Annotated in this window: 9 protein-coding genes; 2 read left to right on the plus strand and 7 right to left on the minus strand. The window is 59.6% G+C overall.

Annotated elements, in window-relative coordinates; genetic code table 11:
* The first annotated feature begins 137 nt into the window (after positions 1 to 137).
* The gene (locus J4E00_RS14030; protein ID WP_208175799.1) at positions 138 to 1,727 is read left to right on the plus strand and encodes a sodium:solute symporter family transporter; all 1,590 of its coding nucleotides are present in this window, start codon (positions 138 to 140) and stop codon (positions 1,725 to 1,727) included.
* A 62-nt stretch (positions 1,728 to 1,789) separates the two neighbouring features.
* On the opposite strand, the gene J4E00_RS14035 is transcribed toward J4E00_RS14030, so the two are convergent.
* Positions 1,790 to 2,458: an NAD(P)H-dependent oxidoreductase gene (locus tag J4E00_RS14035; protein ID WP_208175800.1), complete on the minus strand. Its 669-nt coding sequence runs from the start codon at positions 2,456 to 2,458 to the stop codon at positions 1,790 to 1,792.
* Between J4E00_RS14035 and J4E00_RS30030 the strand changes: the two genes are divergently transcribed.
* Positions 2,432 to 2,947 (plus strand): helix-turn-helix domain-containing protein, encoded by a 516-nt coding sequence (locus J4E00_RS30030; protein ID WP_317196628.1) that lies wholly within the window; start codon positions 2,432 to 2,434, stop codon positions 2,945 to 2,947. The two genes, J4E00_RS14035 and J4E00_RS30030, sit on opposite strands and share 27 nt — an antisense overlap.
* A 34-nt stretch (positions 2,948 to 2,981) precedes the next feature.
* On the opposite strand, the gene J4E00_RS14045 is transcribed toward J4E00_RS30030, so the two are convergent.
* The 6 genes from J4E00_RS14045 to J4E00_RS14070 form a co-directional block, all read right to left on the minus strand.
* Positions 2,982 to 5,327, minus strand: a complete 2,346-nt coding sequence (locus tag J4E00_RS14045; protein ID WP_410779755.1) for a DUF5703 domain-containing protein — start codon at positions 5,325 to 5,327, stop codon at positions 2,982 to 2,984.
* 101 nt (positions 5,328 to 5,428) lie between these two features.
* Complete coding sequence (locus J4E00_RS14050; RefSeq protein WP_236049772.1) at positions 5,429 to 6,793, minus strand: sialate O-acetylesterase; 1,365 nt, start codon at positions 6,791 to 6,793, stop codon at positions 5,429 to 5,431.
* Positions 6,794 to 7,052: 259 nt separating this feature from the next.
* Positions 7,053 to 9,092, minus strand: coding sequence for a glycoside hydrolase family 127 protein (locus J4E00_RS14055; RefSeq protein WP_236049773.1), 2,040 nt, complete (start codon positions 9,090 to 9,092; stop codon positions 7,053 to 7,055).
* 3 nt (positions 9,093 to 9,095) lie between these two features.
* A complete protein-coding gene (locus tag J4E00_RS14060) occupies positions 9,096 to 12,614 on the minus strand; it encodes a glycosyl hydrolase (protein WP_208175803.1) in 3,519 nt (1,172 codons plus the stop codon).
* Positions 12,615 to 12,761: 147 nt separating this feature from the next.
* A complete protein-coding gene (fucP, locus tag J4E00_RS14065; protein WP_208175804.1) occupies positions 12,762 to 14,066 on the minus strand; it encodes an L-fucose:H+ symporter permease in 1,305 nt (434 codons plus the stop codon).
* 70 nt (positions 14,067 to 14,136) lie between these two features.
* Complete coding sequence (locus tag J4E00_RS14070) at positions 14,137 to 14,586, minus strand: MaoC/PaaZ C-terminal domain-containing protein (protein ID WP_208175805.1); 450 nt, start codon at positions 14,584 to 14,586, stop codon at positions 14,137 to 14,139.
* Positions 14,587 to 14,629 lie beyond the last annotated feature (43 nt).

Genomic DNA, 14,629 nt, shown 5'->3' on the forward strand with positions numbered 1-14,629 from the left:
GAGAGGGGAGCCTGACAACAACAGACGGTCGCGCCGCTGTAGCTCCCCTCTCTTTTGGAGAGGGGCCGAGGGTGAGGTCCCGCGCGTGAGGACAATAACGCCCCATTCTAAAATCTCACCTCAATCCCCTTTTCCGCATGGGTAATAACCTGCTTGGCCACCTCACTGCCTGGGACTACGCCATCGTCGCGGCCTATGTCGTTATCCTGGTCGTCATTGGCTTCCGGGCCAGCGCGTCGCAGCGCGACAAGCCAGACGAATCCATCTTCTTGGCAATTAAGTCGTTGGGTTGGGCCAGCATCGGGTTCAATATGTGGGGCACCAACGTGGGGCCGTCGATGCTGCTGGCCTTTGCCAGCATTGGGTATAGCACGGGCATCGTGGCGGTGAATTTTGAATGGTACGCTTTCGTATTTCTGTTCCTGCTGGCGGTGGTATTTGCGCCACGCTATTTGGCGGCCAGCGTGAGTACCATGCCCGGCTTCATGGGCCGACAGTACGGCGATTCCACGCAGAATATTCTGGCTTGGTACGCCCTCATCAAAATCCTGATTTCGTGGCTGTCGTTGGGCCTGTTTGCGGGCGGCTTTCTGGTGCGTCAGATTCTTGGAATTCCAATGTGGCAGTCGGTGATTGTGCTGGTGCTGTTCGCGGGATTTTTCGCCTTCGCGGGTGGGCTTAAGGCCATTGCCAAAGTCAACGTTTTCCAGATGATTTTGCTCATTGCTGTGTCGCTCACGCTCACGCTTCTAGGGGTGGCGAAGGTGGGCGGCCTGGGCAAGGTCTTTCACGGCGTGCCCGGCCACTACTGGAACCTGCTGCACCCAGCCTCCGACCCTAAATACCCGTGGTACGCCATTTTGTTGGGCTACCCAGTGTCGGCGGTGGCGTTTTTCTGCACTGACCAGGCCATGGTGCAGTCGGTGCTCGGAGCCAAAAACCTGGAGCAGGGGCAACTCGGTGTCAACTTCATCGGCTGGCTTAAAATACTGTCGCTCCCGCTGTTCATCGGCACCGGTATCTTGTGCTACGAGCTGTATCCGGGCCTCAAAGACCCTAGCGAAGCCTATATGACGATGGTGACCAGCCTGTTTCCGGCGGGCATGAAGGGCCTGGTCATTGTGGTGCTCATTGCGGTGCTGGTGGGCACCATCAGTTCCTCGCTCAACTCCCTAAGCACCGTGTTTACGATGGATGTGTACGCCCGCAACATCAACCCCGATGCCAGCCAGTCGCAGTTGCGGGCCGTGGGGCGCACCACCATTTTGGTCGGTTGCGGCTTCGCCATCCTCATGGCGCTGGCTATCGACAGTGTGAAAGGCTTGAATCTGTTCGATGTATTTCAGGCGGTGCTGGGCTTCATTGCGCCGCCGCTGGCGGTGGTTTTCCTACTCACTGTATTCTGGCGGCGCACCACGCAGCAGGCGGTTAACGCTATTTTATCCATCGGTTCGGCCTTCAGCCTGGGCGTGGGCGTGGTGTATTTGTGGGTGCTGCCATCGGCAAAATACAGCTTCTGGCCGCACTACCTCATACTGTCGTTTCTCATCTTTGCGGTGCTGTTCGTGGCCGCCGTGCTGCTCTCGCTCGCGGACTCAGCGGGCCAGGCGCGGCGGCAGGCAGTGGACTATGGGGTGCTGGCGCGGCCTACACGACGCGTGCAGGTGCTGTGGGCGGCGTTAGCCTTGGTGATGATTGGGCTATACGTGGTATTCAACGGGCATTAGCAGGCAATTGCCGGTGGCAGAAAAACGGCTAGGGAACGCCAAGAGGCACCACCTTGAAAGCATTAATACCTTCCTACTTCTAGCGGCGCTTCGGCGGCCAAGCCTGGAAGCCGCGCAGTCCAGGCTTCCAACACTGTTTGGCGCTCCGTTTCCGATTGTCGTGCGGGGCCATACACCACGTGAGGCGGCAGAACTGTAAAGCCTGTGAATTGCAGCATGCCCCGATGAATCGGCCGCAAAATACCCGCTAGCTCTCCCTGCAAACCGCCTGATGAGTAGTCGGCGGCGCTTCCGCCAGTAGTTAGGGAAAGCAGTGCCCGTTTGCCTCGGAACGGTCCATGTTCGTACAACCGGCCATTGCCGTAGGCTCGGCCCATGGCAAACACCCGGTCTACCCAGCCTTTCAGAATGGCCGGCACGCTGAACCACCAGAGCGGAAATTGCCAAATCATAACATCGCACCAAGCCAACTTTTGAAGTTCAGCCTCAATGTTGGCCGCGAAGCCGTTGTGTTCGGTAGCGTACAGTTCTTCGGCTTGTTGCTTGAAGAAGGATGCATCGCGAGTGGTCGTAAAGTTGTGGCGGTCCGAGACGGGGTCAAACAGGTGGGCGTACAAGTTCGAAACTTGCACGGCGTGCCCCGCCGCTTCGAGCGCGGCCACGGCGGTGTGCAGCAGGGCACCGTTGAAGCTTTGGGGCTCGGGGTGCGCAAAAACAATCAGTACATTCATAAAGGGAAGGCGTTTGAGGTGGGGCAAAACTACCTTTGTCGCCAGCCAAAAGCGAAGTTGATAACCCTTTGTGTGGTACTAACAAAAAAGGAAGTAATGGCCGCTCGAAAGCCTACCTCGACCAATAATCGTAACCGCGAAGCCCTCGATAATTTCTGCGGACTGACCTACGCCATGAACCTGCTGGGCGGGCGATGGAAACTATTGATTCTGCACAAACTGGAGCCGCAGAAACGTCGCTTTAGTGAGCTAAAGAAAACGCTTCCTCACATCACCGACCGCATGCTGACGTTACAATTGCGTGAACTAGAGCGTGATGGACTGATTAGCCGCACCGTATTTGCGGAAGTACCACCGCGGGTTGAGTATGACTTGTCAGCTAATGGCCGAGCACTCTCGCCCATCTGGAAAGGCCTGGAAACCTGGGGTGACGCCCACCGCCAAACAGCCGAACCAATAACGGCACTTGTCACCACCACTGATGGCTGAGGTCTGGTGGCCTTCAATTGACTACCTGCTGTGGCTATTTCAGTAGCACCTCCACATCGGCCCGCCGCGCTTCAGGTGATACTTTAAGTTCCTGGATTTTACCGCCCTTCACCACGGCCTCCACAGTGGTTTGGTAGGGTGCGTGTAGCTTGAAATGCACGTCCCAAGCTTTGGGCCAGGCCGAAAGGAGGTAGATTTTACGCCCGTTGGTTTGCAGCAGCATTTCCTGCAGGCCCAGCATGCCGGAGCCGCCCCAGTTGTGGTCGGGCGCCCAGTCGTAGCCGGGGCCCCAGAAGGCGGGAAAGCGGCGGCCGGAATCCTGGAGTTTCTGCACCGTTAGCTCGGCGGCTTCGTTGGTCAGGCCGAGGCGGGCGGCGAAGAGGTTGTGTTGCTTCCAGCCTACGTGGCTGCGGAATTTCTGCACATCGGGGTCGTAGCGGTAAGTATTCACGGCGGTGGTTAAATCGGGCTTACCCACGCCGTAAATGTCCCAGGGAAACACGGGGTAGAGCTGGGGACTTTCGGTGTTGTTGATGCGCTCCCAGGTTTTGGCTGGAGCCAGCATCTTGTGGCCGTCGATTTCGCGGAAATTGAAGGGTGGAATCCGGCTCAGCATAGCTGTCCACTTCTGGCGCTGTTCCAGAGTGCCATAGGCGGGCGGCAGCTCCAACAGGCGAGTGAGGACCGTGCGCAGGCCGGCGATAGTTGAGGTCGAATTGTAGGCCATCTTGTAGGTCTCTGCCCCTGAGCCTGGGTAGAGCACCAAGTGACCTTCACCATCGAGCGCCTTGGCCCCGCGCTGGCGGGCCAGGTATTGGTAGTGTTCGTCGAAGAAGGTGAGGCAACTTTCGATGAAGGGCAGGTATGGCGTCGCATCCTGACTGGCATAGCGCTCAGTTTCGAGCATCATCAGGCAGAATTCTAGCACAGTATCCCATTCGTATTCCAGCCAAGCGTTGTATTCAAGGCCTTTGTCGAAGTCGGTGGGGCGTTTCCAGTTATACTCAGCGGGATTGGGCAGGCCGAAGTTTTCGAGCTGCTCGGTGAAGCAGGCGCCGGGATGCCGCCAGTAAGTTTGGCTGCGCAGCTCAGCGTTGCGCAACAGGCGCAGGTAGAAGTCAAACTGCGGTTTCATCAGTGCCGCGTCGCCGCTTTTCAGCATGGGCCAGTACACAAGACGCTGGTTTTGGGCGGTGTGGGTGCCACCGCCCCAATTGCGAAAATCGGGCGTGAACTTCAGCGTGGAATCCGTCAGGACGGGGTCGTAGGTAAAGAGGCCGCCGTTGAACTTGGTGGGGGAGGTGCCGAAGGCGTTGCAGCCCAGCATGTAGCGCATGAGCTGGTAGTTGCGGCCCGCCTGCCACTCCGGAGCATTAGCCGTTGGCTGACTGGGCTGGATATGGATGAAGCTGCGGTTCCAATAGCCACGCCACCAGGCCACAGTGCGGCGCCGGGCAGCCAGTGGGTTGGGGAGGGTGCTAATAACCTGTTGCAGTCCGGCTTGCCACTGCACCTTAGCCGGTGAATTAATGGCTAACAGCCCTAAATGGCCTTGCTGAGAGGTGACATGCGCCGTGTGCAGAACCAACGTAAGCGAGTGATTATGGGCCGGGGCACGGCTTTTCAACTGCCAGCTCCGGTAGGGTGTGCGTAGATACTGGCCGTCGGTGGTGCTGGCTGGCTGCATGTTTTCGCCCCACAGCACGCCGCCAAAAACCAGGTTTTGCAGTGGGTTGAATAACTGAGTTTTCACCGTCGCCAGTCCCTGCTGCTGCACAGCCACATCGAAGACGGTTTGCGGTTGGTTCTGGTGAAAAAACTCTACGGTGTGGCCCCGGAAGCTGATGCTGTCGTGCCGGGTTTTTACCTCGCCCTGCGGCGCCCATTTGTAAGAATTCTGGTTGTTTTCCTTGCCTTTCAGCACCCGGTCCTCGAAACGCCAGCTTTCGTAGCTAGCTGTGGCCGTGAGCTTTTCGGTGCTGTTCACTTCCACATGCACGATGGGCCGGAATACATCGACCCAAACGTGTACCCGGGCGGTAGTTTTGCCTACGGTACCGGTCAGCGTCACGTCGCCGGTTTGCAGGGCTAGTTCTTGCTTAAAGGTGCCTTTCTCAAACGGATTGGGCGTGAGGCGCAGGCGCACGCGGCCGAGCTTCAACAAGCTGTTATTCTCATCAAATGTGCCGCTGCGCGCGATGTAAAACAACACGTCGCCATTTTCGCTCCACACGTTCAGGCCAATGTCGCCGCCGCCGCAGGGCATTGATTCACCCGCGTTTTGGCTGGGGGTATTCCAAGCGATGTTGTTGGAGGCAAGTTCGGTCTGGGCTTGGGCGAGGAAGGGGAGAAGCGCGACAAGCCAGACGATTAACCTCACCCCCCGGCCCCCTCTCCCGCGGAGAGGGGGAGCTAGTTGCAAAAAATGTTGAATGCACCCCCTCTCCGCGGGAGAGGGGGCCGGGGGGTGAGGTTTCGTGCTCATTGCGCCCAGTCATCCGTCCGGAACGATGACACCGGCAGCCCTTCGTTGCTGAACAACGTGGCCCGCGTGAAGTCCTGAAATGCGTAGCGTACCGCTACCGGCGACTCCACCGCATCAGCTGAAACGGTGATGCTGCTGCCGCTGATGTTGGCCTTGGCGGGATACCATTTCTGGTCGGCACCGGCTATTTCGAAGCCCGTTAGCTCCTGTCCGAAAGTAGTCATGCCATTGGGCGAGTTCTTGAAGCGTACCACTACAGCGTTGTCCTTCACCGTCATGGATTCGTAGGTTGGGCTCAGTGCTCCGAAGCCTTTGCGGCCGTAGGTTTGAGCCAATGCCAGCAGGGCCAGGCGGGTGCCGCCGGGCTCCTTGCGCATGGGATGAATAGAGGTTTCCTCGCCAATATCGAGTAGCACGGCCATGGCCGAGTTGGGAATCTGCTCTTGGGCCTTGCGCTGGGCGTCGCGCAGGAAGGCCGAGTTGTACTTGCCGCCCTTGTTTTTGGAGGTGCGGGTGTAGTCGAAGGGCGCAATTTGGGCGTAGTAAAATGGAAATTCGCCCATGCCCCACTTCGTACGCCACAGCTTCACCAGCGCCGCCATGCGGGCCGGGTACTCGTCGGGGTTGTCGTAGTTGGATTCGCCCTGGTACCAGATGGCGCCTTTAATGCCGTAGCCTTCAATGGGATGTAGCATGCCGTTATACAGTGTAGTAGCCGTCCGGCTCACCAGCTTGATGGTGTCGCCCTTAGCCGGCACCTTCACGCCCGCAAACTGGCGCACGGTTTCGGCGTCCATCCACGCCTCAATGAAAGAGCCGCTGTAGCTGCAATGCAGCAGGCCCACCGGCACCTGTAGCTGCTCCTGCAACAGCCGCCCGAAATAATAGGCCGTGGCGCTGAAGTTGCTCACTGCCTCGGGTTCGGCTAGGCGCCAAGGCGAGGGCTTGCTGTTTTCCTGCGGCTCTGTGACGGACGAGCGAGGCACGGTGTAGAGCCGCAACTGGTCGTTGCGAGAGTGTAGAATGGCCTCGTTGGAGCCCAGCACCGGTTGGCTTTTGAAGCCCTTCAGCGGCATCTCCATGTTCGACTGCCCGCCGCAGAGCCATACCTCGCCCACCAGCACGTTCTTCAGTTGCACGGTCGGCCCGTCGCCGCTGATGCCCAGCGTGTAGGACGTGTAGCTCGCGGCTGGCGTTTTCACTTTCAGCTGCCACTTGCCAGTGGCATCAGTCTGGGCGGTGTATTTTTGCTTGCCCCAGCTTGGGCTCACGGTGATGGTACTGCCGGCTTTGGCCCAGCCCCACACGGTGCATTCGGCTTGCTGCTGCAGCACCATGTTGTCGGTGAACAACGAGGACAAGCGCAACTGGGCATGGCTCAGTTGCGGAATGCATAGCAGAGCTGCCCAAACGACGAACCTCATGACGCTGCTCTTTCGTGGTGGTGAGCCAGCTTGGTAAACCTCACCCCCGGCCCCTCTCCAAAAGAGAGGGGAGCCTGACGTGTCCTTTCTTGAAAACCGAGAAAAAGGCATTACAAAAACAAATAGTTATTTTTTGAGTCGTTCGGCTCCCTTCACTTTTGGAGAGGAGCCGAGGGGGAGGTTCCGGCGTCAGGGGCTACCGGCTCACCGGCAGCCATACCTCCATATCGTGCAGCCCGCGGTTGCCCCAGGCGTAGTACGGCACCAGCTTGAATGGCACGGTAGCGGGCTTTTCCTTGGAAATGGGATGGTAGAGCTGGCCCTTCCAGGCCGAGTTATCGGCAAATTCACTCTGTCCTTCCAGCCAAACCACATCCGAGCCAGCAATAGTGGTATGGCGCGGAGTGAAGACGATGTTGGCATTAATAACCAAGCCGCTGAGGGGTTTGCCGGCGGGCAGGTCGCTGGCTTCGAGGCAGTAGACTACCGGGCCGCGCCGCACGGCCACCTGGTTGCGGGCTTCTTCCACTAAAGCGTTGGCTTCCAGAAGTTGCGCGGGCATCGGGAGTTGCAGCTCTACTTTGTCGCCGGCTTTCCAGCGGCGGTTGATTTCGGCGTACTTGCCGGGCGTGAGGGTGGCGGCCACGGGCTGGCCATTCACGAGCAGGGTGGCGCCTTCGCTCCAGCCGGGCACCCGGAAAAACATCGAAAACGGCTTCTTTGGCGCGGTTTGCAGGGTAACTTTCACGTTGCCATCCCAGGGGTAATTGGTTTCCTGGGTCAGCTTGAGGGGCGAGCCGTCTTTGAGCTTCGTGCTTAGGTTATTGCCGCCGTAGAGGTTCAGCCACAGGCCTTTGTCTGATACGTTGTAGACGTAGTTGTTCACCTCCGCGATGGTGCGCACCACATTGGGCGGGCAGCAGTTGGAAAGGCTGATATAATCAACCCGCTCTTTGGACCAGCGTTGGGCGAAGGGCAAGTCGGTGGAATAGGCCAGCGGGTTGGTGTAGAGGAAACGCTGCCCGTCGAGGCTGATGCCGGATAGGACGCTGTTGTAGAGAGCCGTTTCCATCACGTCAGCATACATGGCGTCGCCGGTGATTTGCAGCATGCGCCAGTTCCAGAGCACGTTGCCGATGTTGGCGCAGGTTTCGCCGTGGGCCGTGAGGTTGGGCAACTGGTAGTCGCGGCCGTAGGCCTGGTGAATTTTCTGCACCGTATCGGGCTTGTAGGCCGTGCCGTCGGGCGATACGCCGTCGTAAAGCGCCCCGCAGGCGCCGGTGACGTACATTTTGTGCTGGGTCACGTCGTCCCACATGCGGTCCAGTGTTGTGAGCAGGGTTTTGTCGCCGGTTTCGGCGTACACGTCGGCCGCGCCCGCAAAGAGGTAGTTGGCCCGCACAGCGTGGCCGCCAGCCTTCTGCATCTGCCGGAAGGGCAGGCGGTCTTGGTTGTCATCGGTGCCGATGTCAGCAGCCAGCCCGCGGATGTTGATGAGGCTTTCGGCCAGTTCCAGATAGCGCGGGTCGCGGGTGGTGCGGTACATTTCCACCACGCCCATGTAGTGCGCCGGGCAAATGGCGTTGCGGGCCAGCTCGGGCGAGGCTTTTTTGTAGAAATTGTAGAGGTAGTCGGTGGCTTTCTTGGCGGCGTTGAGCAGAGTGGTTTTGCCAGTGGCGCGATAGTGCACGCAGCCAGCCGTCATGAGGTGGCCCAGGTTGTAGGTCTCGAAATTCAGGCGGTCCTTAAAGGCGGCTTTTTGGCCCGGATTATTCAACTCTGCGATAGTACTCTGGGTGCTGAGGTAGCCATCGGGCCGCTGCACCTTCACCACCAGCGCAATGGCTTCATCGAGCTGTTTATCCAGCTTGGGGTCGTGGGTCACGGCATAGGATGCCGACAGGGCCTCCAGCAGCTTAAAGAAGTCGCCATCGTGGAAAGGCGGGCCTTTATGCGCGCCTTTCTCCAGACCTGCCGCAATCTCGAAGTTCTTGTACGCGTGGTTGCGGTCGGAGTGGTAGAGCGCCCACATGGTCGGAATCATCGACTTCTGGCACACGTCGAACCGCTCTGCCCAGAAGCCATTGGTCCACTGCACGCTGCCCATGTCTACGCTGCTCAGCTTGGCGTGAGAGCTGGCGGAGGTGTTCACGAGGGCCTTTTGCTGAGCAAAAGTGGGGCTGGCGAAGGCCATCGCCACTAGCCCTAGGCTAATCTTTTTAATGGACACGTTCATAAGCTATTTGGTGGAGGTGGGAATGGCTGAGTTGCTGACTTCAAGCGTTACTGGGCCTAGTAGCCCCGCCGGCAGCAGCGGCTTGCCCGCGGCCGGCGATGGCGCAGGCGTCCAGGTTTGGCGTTGCTCGGTGGGCAAGGCTTGGTCGCCGATGAGGCGATTGGCCCAGGTGTTGGTGACGCTGACTTCTAGCTGGTTATCACCCTTTTTGAGCGCTTGAGTAACGTCGAGGCGGTAAGGCGGCGTCCAAGAGATGCCGCAGGGCTGGCCGTTCACGCGCACTTCGGCTAGGTTGGCAACCGTGCCGAGGTCCAGGTAAACCTGGGCCGAAGGCGCGCCAGCGAGTTGTCCTTTTTGCTTCTTCAGTTGCTTGGGCGGCTGCCAACGGAAGCTTTGGGTGTAGGTAGCGGTGCCGGAATAATGGCTTATGCTGGCGTCCGAGCTTTTGCTCCAATCCGTCAATTGGGAGAAATTAACTGGCTGGACCGGCCCGCCCATTTTTGGGTCGAAACGGACTTGCCATTGGCCGGCGAGGGTTTGCACGGGCTGCGTTTCAAGCCAATTGGAGCCATTTTGGGCGCTTCGTTGCGTTGTCGATTCACGAAAAATCACGAAAATGGAGCCATTGCGTTCCAAGCGCAGCGGTAGCATTGTGCGGCCGTTTTCCACTTTCCAGTCAGTCGCCGGGCGGGTTTCGCCGGTCACCGCATCCCACAGCTCCGGCTGTCGGCCCGTCACGCGTAATGACAGGTTGATGGTGCGAGCCGAATCGAGTTGGTTGGAAATGAAATAGATGTCAAACTCCGGCGCGGCGCGGTGTGTCCAGGCGATGCCCTTGGCACGCTGGCTGCTGACGGTGCTAGCCGTTACATCGCGCTCCAAACCCAATTTCTGAAAAGACTCAGTAGTGAATGGGCCTAATAAAACTTTATTGTTGTACCTACCACTATTCGCCGCTCCTGCATAAGAAGCAAAAGCTGCTACATCACTGACTCGGTCTAGGTCTACTACTGCTTTTTGTACATCCTTATCTGCATTCGGGAAGCCGCGCAACGACGGCGAGCGGCTAGGCTGCTGGTTGAGCAAAATGGTGGCTCCAGTATCTACTAGCGCCCGCAGTTTCTTCGCTACTTCGGGCGACATGGCCGTGCTGTCCGGAATCATTTTCAACGCCCCCGGTACCACCAGCAGGCCGTAGCTGGCGCCGCCTGGCAGCACGATACGGCCGTTTTCCACCTTAGCCAAGCGTAGTAGTGCGTCCTTGTTGAAGGAATCGTACTTGTAGCCATGCAGCGGGTCGACCAGCATGTCGGCGGTTTCCATGTTGGCCGAGGCGGAGACTTTTTCGGGCTGCTCGCGCATCGGCAAGCCCACGTTGGCGAGGCGCTTTTGCTCGGCGGTCACGGCTTGCGGGCCGAAAATGCCGGACAGGTCGTTCACTAAATGATTGGGCAGTATGGCGCGGCGCGGGGTTTCCTCGCCGGTAAAGACTGCTACATCGGCTACCGGGTGGCCGAGTTGCAGCAGGGCCTGGCAGCGGCTGGCATAGTCGACCCAGGCGCGGCCGGGCTTCCACCAGGTTTGGTCGCGCTGGAAGAACAGGCCGATGCCGCTCAACGTCATGCCCGGCTTGCGGTCGAGCCAGGGGTTGTGCACGAACACGTGGTACACCAAGCGGTTGACCCCCAGCGCGTAGTTACGGTCCTGCAATGCCTTGAGCATGCCGGGGTGCTCATCCCAGGCCAGCTTTAGCTCGGTGAAGGCTTCGGCCTGCACGATGTTCTTGCCATAGATGTGCGCGCCCGAAACGGCGTCGAGCATGTCGTTGGGCTTGTCGTGGGTGGGGCTGCGCAACCAGAATTCGCCCATCGGCACGTCGGCGTGCTGGTAGTGCAGCAGGCCGTCGCTCACCATGGTGGGCGCAATGGCCTCGGCCGAAAACGTGCAGCCTTTGGCGTGCGCCAAGTCCTTCAATGTTACGTAAAACTTGTCGTTCACCAGCTCCGCAATCGTCTGACGCACATCGGATAGTACCCGCTCCGATTGGTCGGCGCTGGCCAGGGGCACGCCGGCCATTACGGGCAGCCAGGGCAGTAAGTCGTAGCCCCGCCGCTGCTTGAACTCGGCCGGAAAGTTGGTCGACCAGTTCTGCGAGCCGCATTCCCAGCTGTCGACGTGGAAGACCTTGAGCACGCGCGCCGCCAGCTCCGGCCCGCCCTGCCGCACCGCCTCGCCAAACCACTTGTCAAACTGCAAGCTGACGGCAGCGGGGTTGAACTTGTCGCATTCCAGCCCGCGCCCGCCGCCGCCGGTGGTATTGATTTGGCCGGTGCTGGCGTGGCCCATGCGCAGGATGGTCCAGCGGCCGGGCGGTGCGGTCCAGGTCAGGCGGCCGGTGGCGTCGAGCTTATCAGTGAGGTTGATGACGTTGCCCAGCGGCACGCACTGCGCGTCGGGCACTTGGGCGAGCGTGGTGCGCTGGCTCACGCGCCATACGTCGCCATTTTTGCCCTCAAACTGGTGGATGCGTGCCTCGCCCGAAAGCTGGATTTCCGACACTTTCAGCGACTGTTTCCACTTGGCCGCGTCGAGGTCTTCGGCGCCCGGCTCCGAGCCGGCGGGGTCGTAGAGGAAGCGGAAAAATCGCGCTGTAGTAGCCGGTAGCGCGTGCGTCACGGCGCTGCTGTCCTGCCAGCCGCTGCGGGGCGGTTGCAGGCGCGTGAGGGGCCGGAAGGTGTGGCCGTCGTCGCTCACTTCCACCCGCAGGCGGTTGGCCTGGTAGTTATAGCCGTTGGAGCGGATGCGGATGCTGCGGCAGGTAAAAGGCTGGTCGAATGCGTATTGAATCCAGCCTGTGTCGCTGGTTTTGAAGCCTTTTTTGTTGCCGGGTGTGGCTATTAAGTCCAGGTTTTCGCCGGTGAGGCTGCTGGTAATGGTGGGCTTAAGGGTGGCGGTAGAAACGCCGCTGCCGGTGGGCGTGGGGTAGGCGTACACCGCCACGTCGCGGTAATAGCCCTGCACCCGGGGCGGCTGAGGCAGCGTCAGGCTGAGCTTTTTGCCGCCCGTTACCTGCGTTTGGGCCGATACCACGTGCTGCATCGACAGCTCGGGCGTAATCCATGGCCCGCCCGCCAGTGCGAAGCCGTCGCTGACGTGCATGGCCAGTTTCAGGCCTAGCCGGTCGGCTTCCTGCATGGAATGCTTCACCATGGCCCACCACTGCGGCGAGAGCTGTCGGGCCGGCGGCGAAATGGCTGGCGGGTTTTCCACGTCCTTTATCGGCATCAGGTACGCCCCGCCGATGCCGGCTTCCTTCATGGCTTCCAGGTCGGCGGTGATGCCGGCCGGGGTCACGGCGCCGTTCATCCAGTACCAGAACACCCACGGCCGGGCCGCTTCCGGCGGGTTTTTAAAGACGGATTCTAAATCGGGCGCTTGCTGGGCGCACACCGGGGCCGGCAGCAGGCCGAGCGTCGGCAGCGCAAGCAACAGGAGCGTCTTGGGAAGCAAGCGGGTTTTCATTCGTGTTATTAGTTGAACTGTAATTATTTGACCGTCATGCAGAGCGCAGCGAAGCATCTCGCGTGCAGCACTATTCATAACTAATTGCAACGAAGTGAGCGAGATGCTTCGCTGCGCTCTGCATGACGTTCTGGTTTTCGCAGACGATTAGGCCAACTGTCCTTTTATGCGGTAGCCGTACTGACCGAAGAGCAGAATCACCAGGTAGCAGACCATCGGGATGAGGTAGCCAATCTGGATGTTATCGCCGCGCATGTCGATGAGGGTGCCCATGAGGGGAGGCATGATGGCGCCGCCCACAATGGACATTACCAGCCACGACGAGCCGGGCTTGGTGTCGTCGCCGAGGCCAGCGATGCCCAGGGCGAAGATGGTGGGGAACATAATGCTCATGAAAAAGCCTAGTCCGCCCAGGGCGTAGATGACGTAGGCCCCGTCGCCGAACACGGCCACCGCGCACAGCGCCATGGCGACAACGGCATAAATCGACAGCAGCTTCTGCGAGGCGATATACTTAAGCAAAGCCGTGCCGATGAAGCGCCCCACCATAAACAGCAGCCCGTACACGGCCAGGTAGTAGCCGGCCGTTTTCTCATCAACCCCGGCGCCTTGCTTGGCCATCCGGATGAAGAAGCTCGTGACGCACACCTGCGCCCCCACGTAGAAAAACTGCGCCACCACGGCCCAGGTGAGGTGCCGATGTTTCAGCACCGCGAAGAAGCCCCCGCCTTCCGACGGCTCGGCCTCGGAGGCCCGCACTTCGGGCAGCTTGCTGAAAAAGAACAGTACCGCCACGGCCACCAGCACACAACCCAGCACGATGTAGGGCAGCTTCACAGCCGCGGCTTCGTGGTTGAGGTAGGTGTTACGGATAGCATCGGGCATCGCGGCCAGTTGGGCTTTCGTGTATTCCTTGCCCGACAAAATCATGTTGGCGCCGATGATGGGGGCCACGAAAACCGCCAGTCCGTTGAACGAGGCCGCCAGGTTCAGCCGGCTTGTCGAGGACTCGGGCGGGCCGAGCACGGCGGCGTAGGGGTTGGCGGCGGTTTCCAGCGTCGTTAGGCCGCAGCCGATGATGAACAGCGCGGTCAGAAACAGGCCGTAGGAGCGGGCATCGGCGGCGGGTACGAACAGAAAGGCCCCGCCCGCAAAGGCTAGCAAACCTAGAATGATGGTGAATTTGTAGCCCAGCCGCTTGAGCAGTATCCCGGCCGGAATGGCCATCAGGAAGTAAGCCAAAAACACGGCCGTATCCACGAAGGTGGACTGCCGGTTGTTGAGTTGGCAGGCTTTCTGGAGGTGCGGAATCAGAATTGAATCCAGGCTATGCGCCATGCCCCACAGAAAAAACACGCCTACCACCAGTATAAACGGCAGCAGATAAGTGCGGGCACTGACGGGGCCGCCAGTAGCAACGGGTGGCGGGGTGGAAGCAGGAGCAAGGGCCATCGGGTGGGATAAATAGGTAAAAAGTAGTCCGTATTGAAAGGTAAGAACGTCAGGCGGCGCACTGCCCGTTTTACAGCTGACCCCGCAGCTTCACCACCAGCAGGTGGTCGCAGGCCAGCACCACTTCGCCGTGCTCGTTGATGACTTCCACGTGCTCGGTCACGGTGCCATAGCCCGGCTTTTTGCCTTCCTCCTTGGCCGAAATCGTGACTTCGGAATGAATGGTGCTGCCGATGAAAACAGGCTTCACGAAGCGCAGCCGGTCGTAGCCCTTGGAGAAGGCTTCGGGGTTGATTTCGGAAGCCGTGAGGCCGATGCCGATGCTGAAAATCATGGTGCCGTGCGCAATGCGCTGGCCAAACGGCTGGGTTTTGCACCACTCCGCGTCGAGGTGGTGGGGGAAGAAGTCGCCGGTGTGCCCGGCGTGCACCACGAAGTCGGTTTCGGTGATGGTGCGGCCGAGGGTCACGCGCTTGTCGCCGATGGTGTAGTCTTCGAAAAAGGTTGATTTGAAGTACATGGGAGGAAGGTAGCGTGGACTCTGCGAGTCCGAGCGCGAGCGC

It is taken from the genome of Hymenobacter negativus, from assembly GCF_017571495.1.
Taxonomy (GTDB): domain Bacteria; phylum Bacteroidota; class Bacteroidia; order Cytophagales; family Hymenobacteraceae; genus Hymenobacter; species Hymenobacter negativus.

Bases quoted from the DNA above. Each gene is read 5' to 3' on its own strand.
- J4E00_RS14030 (WP_208175799.1), top strand. From the start codon at position 138: ATGGGTAATAACCTGCTTGGCCACCTCACTGCCTGGGACTACGCCATC.
- fucP (WP_208175804.1), bottom strand. From the start codon at position 14,066: ATGGCCCTTGCTCCTGCTTCCACCCCGCCACCCGTTGCTACTGGCGGC.
- J4E00_RS14070 (WP_208175805.1), bottom strand. From the start codon at position 14,586: ATGTACTTCAAATCAACCTTTTTCGAAGACTACACCATCGGCGACAAG.
- J4E00_RS14060 (WP_208175803.1), bottom strand. From the start codon at position 12,614: ATGAAAACCCGCTTGCTTCCCAAGACGCTCCTGTTGCTTGCGCTGCCG.
- J4E00_RS14055 (WP_236049773.1), bottom strand. From the start codon at position 9,092: ATGAACGTGTCCATTAAAAAGATTAGCCTAGGGCTAGTGGCGATGGCC.
- J4E00_RS14035 (WP_208175800.1), bottom strand. From the start codon at position 2,458: ATGAATGTACTGATTGTTTTTGCGCACCCCGAGCCCCAAAGCTTCAAC.